Annotated in this window: 16 protein-coding genes and 1 pseudogene; 12 read left to right on the top strand and 5 right to left on the bottom strand. The window is 69.8% G+C overall.

Features of this window, described 5'->3' with window-relative positions; genetic code table 11:
* Nucleotides 1–94: 94 nt before the first annotated feature.
* From JOD52_RS08345 to hemW, 4 genes and pseudogenes are all read left to right on the top strand, one after another.
* Complete coding sequence (locus JOD52_RS08345) at nt 95–679, top strand: M23 family metallopeptidase (RefSeq protein ID WP_338124068.1); 585 nt, start codon at nt 95–97, stop codon at nt 677–679.
* Nucleotides 680–836: 157 nt separating this feature from the next.
* The gene (gene lepA, locus JOD52_RS08340) at nt 837–2,717 is read left to right on the top strand and encodes a translation elongation factor 4 (protein WP_017822410.1); all 1,881 of its coding nucleotides are present in this window, start codon (nt 837–839) and stop codon (nt 2,715–2,717) included.
* A gap of 65 nt (nt 2,718–2,782) precedes the next feature.
* Nucleotides 2,783–3,490 carry an MOSC domain-containing protein gene (locus tag JOD52_RS08335; protein WP_204409428.1) on the top strand — a complete coding sequence of 236 codons (708 nt, stop codon included), beginning with the start codon at nt 2,783–2,785 and terminating at the stop codon, nt 3,488–3,490.
* Nucleotides 3,487–4,329: pseudogene (hemW, locus tag JOD52_RS08330) on the top strand (radical SAM family heme chaperone HemW); the annotation flags it as partial. The gene JOD52_RS08335 and the pseudogene hemW, both read left to right, overlap by 4 nt.
* 113 nt (nt 4,330–4,442) lie before the next feature.
* On the opposite strand, the gene JOD52_RS08325 reads toward hemW, so the two are convergent.
* Together JOD52_RS08325 and istA are read right to left on the bottom strand one after the other, a co-directional pair.
* A complete protein-coding gene (locus tag JOD52_RS08325) occupies nt 4,443–5,189 on the bottom strand; it encodes an ATP-binding protein (RefSeq protein ID WP_338124028.1) in 747 nt (248 codons plus the stop codon).
* Nucleotides 5,186–6,748 (bottom strand): IS21 family transposase, encoded by a 1,563-nt coding sequence (istA, locus tag JOD52_RS08320; protein WP_204408388.1) that lies wholly within the window; start codon nt 6,746–6,748, stop codon nt 5,186–5,188. The genes JOD52_RS08325 and istA overlap by 4 nt, the downstream gene beginning before the upstream one ends.
* Before the next feature lie 194 nt (nt 6,749–6,942).
* On the opposite strand from istA, the gene JOD52_RS08315 reads away from it, so the two are divergent.
* The gene (locus JOD52_RS08315) at nt 6,943–7,230 is read left to right on the top strand and encodes a hypothetical protein (protein ID WP_239551842.1); all 288 of its coding nucleotides are present in this window, start codon (nt 6,943–6,945) and stop codon (nt 7,228–7,230) included.
* Between the two features lie 97 nt (nt 7,231–7,327).
* On the opposite strand, the gene JOD52_RS08310 is transcribed toward JOD52_RS08315, so the two are convergent.
* Complete coding sequence (locus tag JOD52_RS08310) at nt 7,328–8,239, bottom strand: DUF4870 domain-containing protein (RefSeq protein ID WP_204409426.1); 912 nt, start codon at nt 8,237–8,239, stop codon at nt 7,328–7,330.
* Between the two features lie 147 nt (nt 8,240–8,386).
* Nucleotides 8,387–9,280, bottom strand: a complete 894-nt coding sequence (locus JOD52_RS08305; protein WP_204409424.1) for a DUF3097 family protein — start codon at nt 9,278–9,280, stop codon at nt 8,387–8,389.
* Between the two features lie 246 nt (nt 9,281–9,526).
* On the opposite strand from JOD52_RS08305, the gene hrcA reads away from it, so the two are divergent.
* The 3 genes from hrcA to JOD52_RS08290 all read left to right on the top strand — a co-directional run bounded on the left by hrcA (nt 9,527) and on the right by JOD52_RS08290 (nt 12,576).
* Nucleotides 9,527–10,537, top strand: coding sequence for a heat-inducible transcriptional repressor HrcA (gene hrcA / locus JOD52_RS08300; protein WP_204409422.1), 1,011 nt, complete (start codon nt 9,527–9,529; stop codon nt 10,535–10,537).
* 72 nt (nt 10,538–10,609) lie between these two features.
* Nucleotides 10,610–11,731 carry a molecular chaperone DnaJ gene (dnaJ, locus tag JOD52_RS08295; RefSeq protein ID WP_204409419.1) on the top strand — a complete coding sequence of 374 codons (1,122 nt, stop codon included), beginning with the start codon at nt 10,610–10,612 and terminating at the stop codon, nt 11,729–11,731.
* 41 nt (nt 11,732–11,772) lie between these two features.
* Nucleotides 11,773–12,576, top strand: coding sequence for a 16S rRNA (uracil(1498)-N(3))-methyltransferase (locus JOD52_RS08290; RefSeq protein WP_204409417.1), 804 nt, complete (start codon nt 11,773–11,775; stop codon nt 12,574–12,576).
* A 57-nt stretch (nt 12,577–12,633) separates the two neighbouring features.
* On the opposite strand, the gene JOD52_RS08285 is transcribed toward JOD52_RS08290, so the two are convergent.
* Nucleotides 12,634–13,197: an NADPH-dependent FMN reductase gene (locus tag JOD52_RS08285; protein ID WP_204409415.1), complete on the bottom strand. Its 564-nt coding sequence runs from the start codon at nt 13,195–13,197 to the stop codon at nt 12,634–12,636.
* 76 nt (nt 13,198–13,273) lie between these two features.
* On the opposite strand from JOD52_RS08285, the gene JOD52_RS08280 reads away from it, so the two are divergent.
* From JOD52_RS08280 to JOD52_RS08265, 4 genes are read left to right on the top strand one after another with little or no spacing between them, the layout of a single operon-like run.
* The gene (locus tag JOD52_RS08280) at nt 13,274–13,636 is read left to right on the top strand and encodes a histidine triad nucleotide-binding protein (protein ID WP_017822420.1); all 363 of its coding nucleotides are present in this window, start codon (nt 13,274–13,276) and stop codon (nt 13,634–13,636) included.
* The gene (locus tag JOD52_RS08275; RefSeq protein WP_017822421.1) at nt 13,633–14,703 is read left to right on the top strand and encodes a PhoH family protein; all 1,071 of its coding nucleotides are present in this window, start codon (nt 13,633–13,635) and stop codon (nt 14,701–14,703) included. The genes JOD52_RS08280 and JOD52_RS08275 overlap by 4 nt, the downstream gene beginning before the upstream one ends.
* 1 nt (nt 14,704) lies before the next feature.
* Nucleotides 14,705–15,166: an rRNA maturation RNase YbeY gene (ybeY, locus tag JOD52_RS08270; protein WP_204409413.1), complete on the top strand. Its 462-nt coding sequence runs from the start codon at nt 14,705–14,707 to the stop codon at nt 15,164–15,166.
* Nucleotides 15,163–16,530: a hemolysin family protein gene (locus JOD52_RS08265; RefSeq protein ID WP_204409411.1), complete on the top strand. Its 1,368-nt coding sequence runs from the start codon at nt 15,163–15,165 to the stop codon at nt 16,528–16,530. Before ybeY ends, JOD52_RS08265 begins: the two co-directional genes overlap by 4 nt.
* Nucleotides 16,531–16,545: the final 15 nt, after the last annotated feature.

Genomic DNA, 16,545 nt, shown 5'->3' with positions numbered 1-16,545 from the left:
CCCAGGGCACCACCAGGACCCGGGAGAGGACGTCATGGCACGAGGACCCCGCACCCCGATCCCCCTCGACGTACCCGGTCCAGGACGCTGGCTGGTGCAGAACAGCCCGGCCGATCGAGTGCCCAGTCACGGCACCCGCGTCTACGCCCTCGAGCAGTCCATCGATCTCACGCCGGTGGGGGAGGACGGGCGCTCCGGTGCCTACACCCTCCGGTCATTCCTGCGCCCGGAAGCACCGGAGTGCTTCGTCGGCTTCGGGCGTGAGATCCGGGCCCCGATCGACGGTACCGTGCGGGCTGCGCACGACGGCGAGCCGGATCACGCTGCCCATCGCGGAATCCCCTCGGTGCGCTACATGCTCACCCAGCGCCGACGGGCGGTCGGCGGCTGGCTCGCACTCGCCGGCAACCACGTGATCATCGAGGCCGATGCCGACATTGCCGGCCCCGGTGTGTTCCTCGCCCTGTGCCACCTGCAGCAGAGCAGCCTGAGGGTCCGTGCAGGCCAGCAGGTGCACCGTGGAGAGGTACTCGCGCAGTGCGGCAACTCCGGCAACTCCACCGAGCCCCACGTGCACCTCCAGGCGATGGACGCTGCCGATCCCACCCGGGCCCGGGCACTGCCCATCTCCTTCCCGGGCGGTCTTCCCCACAACGATTCCGTGATCGACGGCGAGTGAGCAGCCGACGCCGCAGGCTTGCGCCCGGTCCGACGGGTGAGCGTGAGCACTCGCGCCGTGCCCGGCACATTGCCGGTGGGGCGCACGTGAGACGATGGACGGCGCGCCGTAGCTGCGGCGCGCGCCTGCCGCCACCACCTGACCCATGAGAGGACGGATGCCGGTGACCCCGAGGATCTCCGCAGACGAGGCGACGGACATCCAGCCCGCGTCGACGCCCCAGGAGCGCATCCGCAACTTCTGTATCATCGCGCACATCGACCACGGCAAGTCCACGCTGGCCGATCGCATGCTGCAGATGACCGGGGTGGTGGACGAGCGCCTCATGCGCGCCCAGTACCTGGACCGCATGGACATCGAGCGTGAGCGCGGCATCACGGTGAAGAGCCAGGCCGTGCGCATGCCCTGGCAGGTCGACGGGGTCAACTACGCCCTGAACATGATCGACACCCCCGGGCACGTGGACTTCACCTACGAGGTGTCCCGCTCCCTCGCCGCATGCGAGGGCGCCATCCTCCTGGTGGACGCCGCCCAGGGCATCGAGGCGCAGACCCTCGCCAACCTGTACCTGGCGATGGAGAACGACCTCACCATCATCCCCGTGCTCAACAAGATCGACCTGCCCGCCGCGGACCCGGACAAGTACGCCGCCGAGATCGGCCAGCTGGTGGGCGTGGACCCCTCCGAGGTGCTGCGGGTCTCCGGCAAGACCGGCCAGGGCGTCCAGGAGCTGCTGGACCACGTGGTGCGCACCCTTCCGCCCCCCGAGGGTCAGGTGGATGCTCCCTGCCGCGCCATGATCTTCGACTCCGTGTACGACACCTATCGCGGTGTCATCACCTACATCCGCGTGATCGACGGCTACCTGAAGTCCCGCGACCGCATCGACATGATGTCCACCGGCGCCCACCACGAGCTGCTGGAGATCGGCGTGAGCTCCCCGGAGCCCAGCCCCACCAAGGGCATCGGCCCCGGCGAGGTGGGCTACCTGATCACCGGGGTGAAGGACGTGCGCCAGTCCAAGGTGGGCGACACCGTCACCACCTCCGTGCGCGGTGCCACCGAGGCCCTGCCCGGTTACTCCGACCCCAAGCCGATGGTGTACTCCGGCCTGTTCCCGATCGACGGATCGGACTACCCGGTGCTGCGCGACGCCCTGGACAAGCTGAAGCTCAACGACGCGGCCCTGAACTACGAGCCGGAGACCTCCACCGCCCTGGGCTTCGGGTTCCGGGTCGGCTTCCTGGGGCTGCTGCACCTGGAGATCGTGCGCGAGCGCCTGGAGCGCGAGTTCAACCTGGACCTCATCTCCACAGCCCCCTCGGTGGTCTACAACGTCGTGATGGAGGACGGCACCGAGGTGGAGGTGCTGAATCCCTCCGACTTCCCCGAGGGCAAGGTCAAGGAGATCTCCGAGCCCGTCGCCAAGGCCACCATCCTGGTGCCCAGCGAGTTCGTGGGCGTGGTGATGGAGCTGTGCCAGTCCAAGCGCGGCAGCCTCGGCGGCATGGACTACCTCAGCGAGGACCGCGTGGAGCTGCGCTACACCGTGCCGCTGGCGGAGATCGTGTTCGACTTCTTCGACCAGCTCAAGTCCCGCACCCGCGGCTACGCGTCCCTGGACTACGACGTCTCCGGTGAGCAGACCGCCGACCTGGTCAAGGTGGACATGCTGCTGCAGGGCGAGCCGGTGGACGCCTTCAGTGCCGTGGTGCACCGCGACAAGGCCTACAGCTACGGCGTGGAGATGGCCGGCAAGCTGAAGAACCTGATCCCGCGCCAGCAGTTCGAGGTGCCGATCCAGGCAGCCATCGGCTCCCGCGTCATCGCCCGCGAGAACATCCGCGCCATGCGCAAGGACGTGCTGTCCAAGTGCTACGGCGGCGACATCTCCCGTAAGCGCAAGCTGCTGGAGAAGCAGAAGGAGGGCAAGAAGCGGATGAAGAACATCGGGTCCGTGGAGGTCCCCCAGGAGGCCTTCATCGCCGCTCTCTCCTCCGACGCCGCCGACACCGGCAAGGACAGCAAGAAGAAGTAGGGAAGCGGTTCGTAGAGGCGAGGGACCGTTCACCTCGACACCCACTGGACGCTGGAGGAACCCGCATGAGCACCATCGCAGCCGTCTGCACCGTCACCCAGCTGTTCCCGGTGCCGGACTCGGGCCTGATGAGCGGGATCGACAAGCGTCCCGTCGACGGCCCGGTCACCCTGCTCACCCACGGTGTGCTGGGGGACGTGCAGGGCGACTCTGAGCACCACGGCGGCATCTTCAAGGCCGTCTACGCCTACTCCCGGGAGGTGCGGGAGGCCTTCGCGGCCGAGCGCGGCGAGGACCTTCCCGACGGGTTCTTCGGCGAGAACCTGGTGACGGCCGGTCACGACACCGATGAGGTGCTGATCGGCGAGCGCTGGCGCATCGGCAGCGCCCAGATCGAGGCCACCTGCCCCCGCAACCCCTGCGGCACCTTCGCGCTGCGCATGGGGGACCGCCGCTGGGGCCGCCGCTTCACCGAGGAGGGCCGCTGCGGTGCCTATTTCCGAGTGCTCGCCGAGGGCGAGGTGCGCGCCGGTGATGCGATCGAGGTGCTGCACCGCCCCGATCACGGCGTGAGCATCGGCGATGCCTTCCGGGGTCTGGACGCGCAGCAGGCCCGCGCCCTGCTGGACTGGGCCCAGCACAGCGGGACCGTGCTGTACGAGTCGCTGGTGCAGTCGGCCCTGACGGTTCTCGAGCGCGCGGGCGAGCAGTACGACTACCCCGAGCGCCTGCGCTCCACCGGACGCGGGCTGGGCCTGGGGATGGGTCTGTGACCGTGGCCAAAGACCTCTCGGTGTACATCCACGTGCCGTTCTGCGCGGTGCGCTGTGGCTACTGCGACTTCAACACCTACACCGCCACCGAGCTGGGCGGGGGCGGCTCCCAGCGCGAGTACCCCGCCAACGCCATGCGCGAGATGGACCTGACCGTCGCCGCCGATGCTGCCGAGGGCTACTCCTACGACCAGGTCTCCACCGTGTTCTTCGGCGGGGGCACCCCCACACTGCTGCCCGCCACGGAGCTGGTCGCGATGCTCACCCACCTGCGGTCGTTGATCCCGTTGGCTCCGGGCGCAGAGGTCACCACCGAGGCGAACCCCGACTCCGTCACCCCGGAGTCGTTCGAGCAGCTCGCCGCCGGTGGCATCACCCGGGTGTCCATCGGCATGCAGTCCGCGATCCCCTCGGTGCTCGCCACTCTGGACCGCACCCATGACCCGGAGCGGATCCCGAAGGTGGTGCAGTGGGCACGCGAGGCAGGCCTGGACGTCAGCCTGGACCTGATCTACGGAACCCCGGGGGAGACCCTCACCGACGTGGAGACCTCCGTGCGCGCGGCACTGGCCTGCGGGGTGGACCACCTCTCGGCCTATTCGCTGATCATCGAGGGCAACACGGCGATGGCCCGACGGCTGCGCCGCGGGGAGATCACCCCGCCGGATCCTGACGACATGGCCGACAAGTACGAACTGATCGACGATCTCACCGGTGCCGACGGCCTGTCCTGGTACGAGGTCTCCAACTTCGCCCGCACCCCGGAGCACCGCTCCCGGCACAACCTGGCCTACTGGCAGGGGAAGGACTGGTGGGGGATCGGGCCCGGTGCGCACCGCTGAGTATTCGTAGTCGTGGGAGCCACCGAATCTTGCTCTTGGGGACCGCCGATCGTGCCGACGGGGGCCAGTAGCCGCCGCGGTGGGGACCACTGGCTCCCGCCGGCATCGGGTCACTGGGGCAGTGCGGTGTGTTCTCGCATGTTCCTGTCGCCGGTGTCGATCCAGATTGTGTTGTGCACGATGCGGTCCATGATCGCATCGGCGTGGACTGCTCCACCGAGCCGGGCGTGCCAGTCCTTCTTCGGGTACTGGGTGCAGAACACGGTCGAGCCGGTGTCATAGCGGCGCTCGAGCAGTTCCAGCAGCATCGAACGCATTCCCTCGTCAGGATGGTCCAGCAGCCACTCGTCGATCACCAGCAGCGAGAACGTGGAGTACTTCCGCAGGAACTTCGTCTGGCCCTGCGGCTTGTCCTTTGCCAGGGCCCAGGCCTCTTCGAGGTCGGGCATTCGGATGTAGTGGGCTCGGAGCCGGTGCTGGCAGGCCTGCTTCGCCAGCGCGCAGCCGAGGTAGGACTTCCCTGAGCCGGTGAAGCCCTGGAAGACCACGTTCTGTTGCCGCTGGATGAAGGAGCAGGTTGCCAGTTGCGCGATCACGTTCCGGTTCAGTCCCCGTTCCTCGACCAGATCCAGCCGCCGCAGGTCCGCTCCGGGATAACGCAGCCCCGCCCGGCGGATCAGACCCTCGACCTTTCCATGATTGAAGATGGAATGCGCCTCGTCCACGATCAGCTGGAGCCGTTCCTGGAACGACATCCCCAGCACGTGAGCCTCATCCTGGGCATCGATCGCGTCCAGCAGCGCGGTCGCGCCCATCTCGCGCAGCTTCCGCTTCGTGTCGTTATCGATCACGCTCACCGGACACCTCCGGCGTAGTAGTCGGCGCCACGGACGTATCCGCCGTCTTCCGCGGGTTCCTCGCGGGGTGGACGCAGGGCGGCGACCTTGTCCTGCCCGGTGGCCAAGATCGGGTGCAGATGCGCATAGCGCGGTGAACGGACCCGTCCCGTCAGCGCGAGTGCGCAGGCCGCCTCGACCCGATCTACGGAGAAGCGGCGAGAGAGCCGTAGCACCGCCAACGCGGGATCCAGGCCCTGTTCCACGATCGGCACGGACTCGAAGATCCGCTGGATCACGATCACCGTGGCCGGCCCGACCCGATCTGCCCACGCCCGCACCCTCTGCGCGTCCCAGGCCTGGAAACGCTCGCCCGCAGGTAGGTCCGCGTCGTTGGTGCGGTACTCATTGCTCGCGGTCTCCGGGAGCAGCAGGTGACTGGTCAGTCGCTGGCTGCCCTGATAGATCTCCAGCGTCCGGGCCGTGATGCGCAGATCGACCTTCGCGCCGATGTGCGCGAACGGCGCGGAGTAGAAGTTCCGCGCGAACGTGACGTGCCCGTTCCTGCCCACTCGTCGTCCGTAGTGCCATGTCGAGATCTCGTAGGGCACCGCCGGCAGCGGCGTCAGCAGCGGCCGCTCCTCCGCGTCGAACACGCTGGCGCGGGATCCGGGCCGCTTCTGGAACGGCTCCGCGTTATAGGCCTCCATCCGCTGCCCGATGGCGGCTGCAAGTTCGGGCAGGGACGTGAATCGCTGATCCCGCAGCCCGGCGATGACCCAGGTCGCGACGTGCGCGACGGTGTTCTCCACGCTCGCCTTGTCTTTCGGTTTCCGCACCCTCCCCGGGAGCACCGCCGCCGAGTAATGCGCTGCCATCTCGCGATACGCATCGTTCAGGACGATCTCGCCCTCGCGGGGGTGCTTCACCACACCGGTCTTGAGGTTGTCCGGAACGATCCTCGGGACCGTCCCGCCCAGCGCCTCGAACATCGCTACGTGCGCTCGCAGCCAGGACTCCTGGCGCATATCCAGCGCCGGGAAGCAGAACGCGTAACGAGAAAAAGGCAGGCAGGCAACGAACAAGAACACCTTCGAGACCTCGCCGGTGACCGGATCGGCCAGCTCCATCGTGGGGCCGGACCAGTCGACCTCCACGCTCTGGCCGGCCTTGTGACCGACTCTCGAAGCGGCACCGGTGACCATGACGTGGTGCTGGTAGGTGCGGCAAAACCGGTCATACCCCATCGCCGGATCCCCAGCCGCCGTGGTCGCGTCGAAGTACTCGCCGTGCAACAGCTTCAGCGTCACGCCGACCCTGGCCATCTCTCGATGGACCTGTTCCCAGTCCGGCTGTGCGAACACGCTCTCGTGCTCGCCCCGGCCCGGGAACAACCGGGCATACACCTGCTCATCGGCGACGTCCGCGATATCGCCCCACCCGATCCCTGCAGCGTCAGCGGCCTCGAACACCGCCCTCACGGACTTGCGGGACATGCCCTGCGAGGACGAAATCGCTCGCCCCGACAGACCTTCTGCGCGCAGCTGGAGCACCAGCTTCGCCCTGATCTTCCGTACCATTCCAGATTGCTCCTTCCGCCGCGTGCCCTATACACACGGCGGAAGGAGCGTAGACAGAGCGGCCCCAACGACACCACTGGTGGTCCCGAACGACGCCACCGCTACGGCAGCGACGTGGCACCCGAACCCTCGATCAGCGGACCCCAGCGAGGCGAATATTCAACCGCCACCGGGACGGGCGGCGCTCTTGGAACGTGAAGCACCCCAGCCGGTACGCGGCCCAGCTCGCCCAGCAGACGCTGCCGGTGGCAGAGTCCGAACTGGTGGACGCCGAGGCCCGGCAGATGGAACGCATCATGCTGGAGCTGCGCATCATCGACGGACTGGACGTGGCCGTGGTCCCGCAGTCCCAGAGACCGATGCTGGAGGTGCACCGCGACCGCGGCCACCTCGAGCCCGAGGCACTGGCCCAGGGCCGTGCCGTGCTCACCCGCTCGGGCCGGCTGCTGGCCGATGCGGTGATCCGCGACCTCGTGCTCTGAGGCCGGCCCCAGCGGACAGTGCCCGGTGAGCAACCACCCCCGACGGCGCAGTGCCGACGGGGGTGGAGCGGCTGACGCTATGCGGGGTGAGGGGTGCTCACTTCACCAGGCGGATGTTGACCGGGTAGTTCCACCACGTGCCCTGGTTCGCCTTCACGGCCCCGATGATCGAGAAGATCAGCTGGACCAGGGCGGGGACGCCCACCAGCGGGAAGATCGCGAAGCCGAAGCCCAGGGTGATCACCCCGAAGATGCCGAGCACCACGGAGAGCACCACCTGGCAGATCACCACGGCGATGGCGCCGTTGAGGGCCTCGGCGGCGTTGTACCGGATGAACCGGTCACGGTCCTTGTACACCAGGAAGATGATCAGCGGACCCACCCAGCCCAGGAAGCCCCAGCTGAAGAGGTGGCCCAGCACCACGGAGAGGTGCGAGAGCATCGACCACAGGCGGGAGTCGGAGTCCGAGGTGGGCTGTCCGGACAGCGGTCCTTCGTACACGCCCTTGATGCCCGCCGGCGGTACATTGCCGTTCTGCGCACCCTGGGCGCCGTACGCCGGGCCCTGCTGACCGCCGTACCCGGCCCCCTGCTGATACCCATGACCGGCACCCTGCTGCCCGGCATAGCCGGGCTGCTGCCCCGCGTGATCGGGCTGCTGGCCTGCGGGGCCGGAGCCCTGCGGCGCGCCGTAGGCAGCACCTGCACCTGCGGCGGCACCGCCGGCTGCGGGAGCCGCGTACGGATCGGCCGACTGCTGCTGACCCGCCTGATAGACGTAGGGGTCATGGGGATGCGCGGCGGCCGGATCACCGGTGCGGTCATCGGCCGGCTCAGCGGGTGCGCCGTCCAGAGCCGTGGCGTCGTGGGCGGGGCTCGAGTACGGATCGGCGGTGACGTCGTCCGCCGGCTGCGCAGGTGCGCCGTCGAAGGCGCCGCGCTGATCATCTGCGCCGGGCTGACCCGGCTCGTTGCGGTAGGGATCGTAGGGATGCGACTGCTCGTTCATGGTTCCCCTCTCGATGGTGACGCGGGACCGGATGGCAGCCTGCGTCGTGGTCGGATGCCTCCAGCCTAGCGAGAGCACCTGGATCGGTCCCTGCGGCGCGCCTCCGAACCCGCCGGGGGATAACACCCGGCCCTCCTCGATGGGCCCTCAGCCCTCGACCGTCACCCAGTCGATGAGCTCCTCGATGCGGCCCGACAGCGTGGGCTCCACATCCGCGTAGGACCTCACCGTCGCCAGGATCCGCTGCCATCCCTCGGCGATGTCGGCCTGGTCCCGGTGGGGCCAGCCAAGAGCCGCCAGGGTGCCCACCTTGATGTCGGTGCCGCGAGGCACGTGGGGCCAAGCCTTCAGCCCCACCCGGGCCGGGCGGACCGCCTGCCACACGTCCACATAAGGGTGACCGAGCACCGCCACGTTGCCGCGGGCGCCCGGCAGGCGCATCACCTGCTCGGCGATCCGCGACTCCTTGGACCCGGGCACCAGGTGGTCCACCAGCACCCCCAGGCGGCGGCCAGGACCGGGAGCGAAGTCCTGCACCCGCTCCACCAGATTGTCGGCACCGTCCAGCATCTCCACCACCACGCCCTCGATGCGCAGGTCGTGGCCCCACACCTTCTGCACCAGCTCGGCGTCGTGCTTCCCCTCCACCCAGATGCGGGAAGCGCGTGCGGTGCGCGCCTTCGCCCCCTCGACGTACACGGAGCCGCTCGCGGAGCGCTTGGGGCCCGACGGCTCCGCGCGGCGCTGCGGCAGGGTGAGCACCACCGGCTTGCCGTCGATCATGAATCCGGGGCCCAGGGGGAACCCGCGGCGGCGCCCTCGGCCGTCCTCCAGCTCCACCACGTGCACGCCACCGGCCTTCTCCACCCGGGTGATGGCGCCGGTGAAACCGGTGGCGGCGTCCTCGACCACCAGGTCCCGCTGGGCCAGGACCTCGCGCGCCACCGGGCGGCGGCGATGGTGCGAGGGGGGAGCGGAGGAGAGCACGTCGCGGCCGTAGCGGTCGGCGGGACGGGAAGCACGGTCGGACACGGCCCACACGGTACATCGGGGCGGTGGACCCACCGGGGAGCGCCACCCAGCGGGTGCATGTCGTCGTCGCCACAGCCCATCCGGCCCCCGGCCGTCACCGCCGCCCCGGCCTGCTCGGCCCGTGGCGAACACCTCCCGGCGCACCCCGTGCGCTCCGGTGACGGGAGCGTAGGATTGGCACTCGGCAAGCCCAAGTGCTAATCCTGGGAGTCGGGCGCGCCCGCCCGAGCATCCCCCTACCGGTCCCTGCAGGAGGTGAGAGCGACGGACAGTCGGAAGCTGCAGATCCTCGGCGCCATCGTCGAGGACTACGTGTCCACCCGCGAGCCCGTGGGCTCGAAGTCCCTGCTGGACCGCCACGACCTCGGGGTATCCGCCGCCACCGTGCGCAACGACATGTCAGTGCTGGAGGAGGAAGGGCTGATCACCCAGCCCCACACCTCCGCGGGCCGCGTGCCCACCGACAAGGGCTACCGCGCCTTCGTGGACCACGTGGCCACCGTCAAGCCGCTGTCAACCTCCGAGCGGCGCGCCATCCAGGCGTTCCTGGAGGATGCCGGTGACGTCGAGGAGCTGCTGCTGCGCACCGTGCGGCTGCTGGCCCAGACCACCCACCAGGTGGCGATGGTCCAGTACCCCGCCCGCAAGCAGGCCCGCATCCGCCACGTCGAACTGGTGAAGGTCGCCGATGCCCTGCTGCTGGTGGTGCTGATCACCGAGTCCGGCCGGGTGGACCAGCGCACCGTGCCCCTGCTCGCGGCGCGCGACGCCGCCTTCTACGAGGGGCTGCGCGACCAGCTGAACCGGGCCGTGTCAGGGCGCGAGGTGACCGACGTCGAGCGGGCCCTCGTCGATCTGATCGACGCGCAGCCGCCCAGCGAGCAGGCCAGCGTGGCGGAAGTGGCCTCGGCACTCACGATCCTGGCGGCCTCCCGCGCGGAGGACCGCATCATGATGGCCGGCACCGCCAACATCGCCCGCTCCGCCGAGGACTTCGCACGCGACGTGGAGCCCCTGCTGGACGTGCTCGAGGAGCAACTGGTGCTACTGCGCCTGTTCACCGAGATGCACGCCCAGCCCGGCTCGGTCGAGGTGCGCATCGGATCCGAGCTGCAGACCGAGGCCTTCACCCAGGCCGCCGTGGTCGGTGCCGGGTACGGCGCCGGCTCCCACCTGGCCATCCTGGGCCCCACCCGCATGGACTACGTCACCGGTATCTCGACCGTGCAGGCCATCGCCCGCTACGTGTCCCGCTACCTCGAATGACCCGGCGCCGCGCCCGGCAGCACCCGGGCCCGTGCCCCCGACACCACCGTCTCCCCTGAAGGACTCCGCACCGTGAACGAGGACTACTACGACCTGCTCGGCGTCTCCCGCGACGCCTCCACCGAGGAGATCAAGAAGGCGTACCGCAAGCTGGCCCGCACCCTGCACCCGGACGTCAACCCCGATCCCGAGGCCGCCGAGAAGTTCAAGAAGGTCTCCCAGGCCTACGAGACCCTGTCCCACGCCGACAAGCGCCGCCAGTACGACATGGGCGGCGGCCCCGGCATGGGCGGCTTCCCCGGGGGCGGTGCAGGCTTCGACTTCAACGACATCTTCGACATGTTCGCCGGCGCCGCCGGCATGCGCGGTGGCCGCGGGCAGGGCCCCGTCCCGCGCCAGCGTCGCGGCAGCGACGTGCTGCGTCGCGTGGGCATCGAGCTGCGCGACGTGGTGTTCGGGACCGAGAAGGAGATCCGCTTCCGCACGGCGGGCCGCTGCGAGCGCTGCAACGGCTCGTGCTGTGAGCCCGGCACCAGCCCCACCCGCTGCACCGCCTGTGGCGGCTCCGGGCACGTGCAGCGCGTGGCCCAGTCACTGCTGGGCCAGATGGTCACCATGGCCCCCTGCCCCACCTGCGAGGGCCACGGCGACGTGATCGAGTCCCCCTGCACCGCCTGCTCCGGCCATGGCCGTGTCACCACCGAGCGCGACGTCACCGTGCGCATCCCCTCCGGCGTGGAGAACGGGACCCGCATCCAGCTGCGTGGCGAGGGCGAGGTCGGTGAGGCCGGCGGACCGGCCGGCGACCTCTTCGTCGAGCTCAGCGTGGCCGAGCACGACACCTTCGTGCGTGACGGCGAGGACCTGGTCACCACGGTCGAGGTGCCGATGACCTCCGCCGCCCTCGGTGCCACGGTGCCCCTGGAAACTTTCGACGGGGTCCAGGAGCTGGACATCCGTCCCGGCGCTCAGCCCGGCGAGGAGATCACCCTGAAGGGTCTGGGCGTCACCCCGCTGCGTCGCGAGCGACGCGGTGACATCCGGGTGGTGCTGGACGTGGACATCCCCACCTCCCTGACCGACGAGGAGCGCGACCTGCTGGAGCAGTTCGCCCGCATCCGCGGTGACGAGGCCACCCGCCGAAACGGACAGGGCCCCTTCGCCAAGCTCCGCGAGCGCCTGCGCGACCTCTGACCCCTGCCTGAACCGCGCGTCCCCGGGAAGCGAGACCCCTCATGCCCACCACCCCCTCCGCCTTCCTGATCCTCGACGACGCTCTGGCCAGGTCCGCTGTCGGCGCCGAGCTGACGCTGGATGGCGAGGAGGGCCGCCATGCAGCGAAAGTGGCCCGCATCGGGGCCGGGGAGCAGATCCTGCTCACCGACGCCGCCGGCAGGCAGGTGCTCGCGGAGGTCACCACTGCCCGCAAGGAAGCGCTCGACCTGCGGCTGCTGGCCGATCCCTCCGCTCCGGTGGAGCGCTCACCGCGCCTCACCCTGGTGCAGGCCCTGGCCACCGGAGGGCGCGACGAGCAGGCAGTGGAGTCGGCCACCGAACTCGGTGTGGACCGCGTGGTGCCCTGGCAGGCCCAGCGCTCGGTCGCGGTGTGGCGAGGGGAGAAGCTGCGCAAGGGACGCACCCGCTGGGAGAACACCGTGCGCGCCGCTGTGAAGCAGTGCCGCCGCCCCGGCATCCCCGTGGTCGACGAACCGGTGAGCACCGGTGAGCTGGTCGAGGACGTTCACCGGTGCACCGCAGGCGGCGCCCTGGTGCTGGTGCTGCACGAACAGGAGTCCGTAGGCCTGATGACGCTGGCCGAGGAACTGCGGGCGATAGGGGAGAGGTCCGGTGCCGGTGAGCCGGCCGCCGAGATCGTGATCATCGTCGGTCCCGAGGGCGGCATCGCCGAGGACGAGCTCACTGCCCTGCGCGAGGCAGGGGCCCGCAGCGTGCTGCTGGGACCGGAGGTGCTGCGCTCCTCCACCGCTGGACCGGCGGCGATCGCCGTGCTCAGTGCCCTGGTGGGCCGCTGGGGCTGATCCGACAGCGAAGCGGCCCGCCGGCAATGCCGACGGGCCGTCCTGGAAGACCGGGGATCAGGCGACGGAGGTGAGGGCCTTCGCCTCCAGCGCCTCGAGGCGGTCGTGAAGAGCAGCGGTGGGCTCCTCGCCCACGTGCACATCACCCTCGAGCGACAGGTCCGCGGGGAACGCGAGACCCACCGAGCCCATCACATCGGCACCGATACGGGTCAGCAGGCGCTCCAGCAGCTCGAGCACGCCGGTACCGGCACCCCAGCCGTATCCCACCATCAGCACGGGCAAGCCGCTCCACTCCTCGTACAGGTAGTCGATGGCGTTCTTCAGCGCACCCGGGTAGGAGCCGTTGTACTCCGGGGTGACGATGATCAGGGCGTCCAGGGCGGCGATGCGCTCACCCCAGGCGCGGGCATGGTCGGTCGTCTTGGTGCCGTCGGCCTTGGGGCTGGTGAGCCCGTCGAACGCGGGCAGGGTCACATCGGCCAGGTCGATCAGATCGACCTCCGCGCGGTGCTCGGCATCGCCGAAGCGCTCCTTCACGGTGTCGGTGACCCAGCGGGCCACGTGCTCCCCGACACGGTTAGGACGGGCGCTGGCGATGAGGACTCCGAGCTTCGTCATGACCTGTGGAACACATCGCGCCTGCGCGGTGTTCCCCGATCCGCTGTGGTGTGCATCGCTCCCGTAGACTCGCGGCATGAATGCTGACGCCGCCGAACGCCGCGACGAGGACTGCGTGTTCTGCAAGATCGTCGCCGGTGAGATCCCCTCCGAGCGCATCCACGAGGACGATCAGGTGATCGCCTTCAAGGACCTCAACCCCCAGGCACCCGTGCATGTGCTGGTGGTGCCGCGCGAGCACCGCGCCGATGTGCGAGAGCTCGCCCATCAGCCCGAGCAGCTGGCGCACGTGGTGGCCGTGGCCGGCTCACTGGCCCAGCAGTTGGCCGATGGCGACTTCCGTCTCGTGTTCAACACCGGCCAGAGCGCCGGGCAGACCGTCTTCCACGTGCACGCGCACGTCCTGGCGAGCGGAGAGCTCGCAGAAGGAGAACTGTGACCGACCCCGTCACCCCCACGCCCGGCCGCACCCCCGAGGTGATCGAACGCCGCCTGGCGATCCCCGACCATCTCAGCCCCTTCCAGGTGCTCGGGGAGAACGACCAGGCGCTCGCCGCCCTCGAGGAGCAGGTGCCCGACACCGACGTGCACGTGCGTGGCCACCAGATCACCCTGCGCGGCACCGAGGAGGCGCTGCGCCGCAGCGAGCACATCGTGCGCGCCCTGATCGAGCTGGCCGCCACCGGGCAGGCCGTCACCGCCGAGGCCGTGCAGCGCGCCGCAGCCCTCTACGGGGACGACCGCGCCCAGGGGGAGCGACTGGAGCAGGTGCTCTCGCGCACCATCCTGTCCTCGCGCGGCCGTACCATCCGCCCCAAGACCATGGGGCAGAAGTCGTACATCGAGGCCATCGAGTCCTCCACCATCACCTTCGGGATCGGGCCCGCCGGCACCGGCAAGACCTACCTGGCCGTCGCGATGGCCGTCCAGCAGCTGCTTTCCAAGCAGATCAACCGGATTATCCTCACCCGGCCCGCCGTGGAGGCGGGGGAGCGGCTGGGCTTCCTGCCCGGCACGCTGAACGAGAAGATCGACCCGTACCTGCGGCCGCTGTACGACGCCCTGCACGACATGCTGGACCCGGAGTCGATCCCGCGGCTGATGGGCGCCGGGACCATCGAGGTGGCACCGCTGGCGTACATGCGCGGCCGCACCCTGAACGACGCGTTCATCATCCTGGACGAGGCGCAGAACACCACCCCTGAGCAGATGAAGATGTTCCTGACCCGCCTGGGGTTCAACTCCACGATGGTGGTCACCGGCGACGTCACCCAGGTGGACCTGCCCGGCGCCACCAAGAGCGGGCTGCGGGTGGTCGAGCAGGTCCTCGGCGGGGTGGACGACATCTCCTTCTGCCGCCTGTCCCCGCGGGACGTGGTGCGCCACCGCCTGGTCAGCGACATCGTCGAGGCCTACGGACGCTGGGAGGTGGGCCCGGGAGGCAACCGCGACTCGCGCCACCGCGGCAGCGGCTCCGGCCGTGGCACGAACCCCAAGGGAGCCTGAGATGACCATCGAGGTCCGCAACGAGACCACCGCCCGTGTGGACGAGACGGAGTTCGTCCACCTCGCCCGCTTCGTGTTCGAGGCCCTCCACCTGCACCCGGCCACCGAGCTCTCGATCCTGTTCGTGGACGAGGAGGCGATGGAACGCCTGCACGTGCAGTGGATGGACGAGCCCGGCCCCACCGACGTGCTCAGCTTCCCCATGGACGAGCTGACCCCCGGCACCGCCGAGCGGCCCGCGCCGGAGGGGCTGCTGGGCGACGTGGTGATCTGCCCGTCGGTGGCCTCGAAGCAGGCGGCCGGGTCCGGTCACAGCGCCGTCGAGGAGATGCTGCTGCTGACCTGCCACTCCATCCTGCACCTGCTTGGCTACGACCACGCCGAGGAGGACGAGCGTCGGGTGATGTTCGACCTGCAGCGCAAGCTGCTGCTGACGTTCCTCGCCTCGCGCCGCGACTCATGACCCTCGCCGCCGGGATCCTGATCCCCGTCGCGATCGTGGGCCTGGTGATCGGTGCGGTGCTCACCGCCGCGGACTCCGCTCTCGCAGCGACCACCCGCTCCGCCCTGGAGCGGGCCCTGGAGGACCGCCCCGCCGGTGTGCGGCGCCGGGTGCTTCACCAGCACGAGGACTCCCACCGCACCCTGGCTGCCGTGAGCCTGGGCCGGATCCTCGCCGAGGCCGTGATGGCCGTGGCGATCGCCGCCCTGGTGTTCCTGTGGCTGGACGGCTGGGTGGTGCCGGTGCTGGTGTCGCTGGCGATCGCCTCGGTGATGCTGTTCATCGGCCTGTCCGTCTCCCCGCGCACCATCGGCCGGCGCCGCCCCGAGGCGGTGCTCATCTCCACCGCCCCCCTGGTGAGCGCGGTGCGCACCGTGCTGTGGCCCCCGGCGAGCGCCCTGATCGCGCTGAGCAGCGTGTTCACCCCCGGTGCCGCGGAGGAGGACGGCCCCTACGGGGTGGACTCCGAGCTGCGCTCCAGCGTGGACCGGGCCCTGGAGAAGCAGCACCTGGAGGTCGCCGAGCACGACATGATCCAGGGCGTGTTCGACCTGCGCGACACCATCGTGCGCGAGCTGATGGTGCCCCGCACCGACATGGTCGCCATCCCCGCGGGCTCCACCGCGGAGCAGGCCATGCGCCTGTTCGTCCGTTCCGGTTTCTCCCGCATCCCGGTGATCGGCGAGAACGTGGACGACCTGTTGGGGATGCTCTACGTCAAGGACGTCATGCGGGCGATGCACTCCCCGTGGGACCCGCGCCCGGACCGTCCCGTCGAGGAGATCGCCCGCCGTGCCCACTTCGTTCCCGAGTTCGTCTCGGCCGACGTGGTGCTGCGGCAGATGCAGACCAGCCGCGTGCACATCGCGATCGTGGTGGACGAGTACGGCGGCGTCTCCGGCATCGTCACCATCGAGGACGTGGTCGAGGAGATCGTGGGCGAGATCGCCGACGAGCACGACCGCACCGAGCAGAAGATCGAGGACCTGGGAGAGGGCACCTATCGGGTGCCTGCCCGCGAGGGCGTCTCCGAGGTGGGCGAGCTGTTCGGCCTGGAGATCGACGACGAGGACGTGGACAGCATCGGCGGTCTGCTCGGCAAGGCCATCGGGCGCGTCCCGATCGTCGGCTCCCGCGGCACCATCCATGGCCTCCAGCTCGAGGCGGAGCGCACCACCGGACGGCGCAAGCGTCTGTCCACCCTGCTGGTCTCCCGCGCCACCGGCCCCAGCACCGATGACGAGCCCGACGCCCCGCACACCCCCATCGCCGACGCTGCTCGCAGCGACCGCGCCACCCGCCAGGAGGACCCCCGTGAGCAATGAGCAGACCCCGCACGG

Source organism: Brachybacterium muris (assembly GCF_016907455.1).
Lineage (GTDB): Bacteria > Actinomycetota > Actinomycetes > Actinomycetales > Dermabacteraceae > Brachybacterium > Brachybacterium muris.
This window is presented reverse-complemented; position numbering and strand designations above follow the sequence as displayed.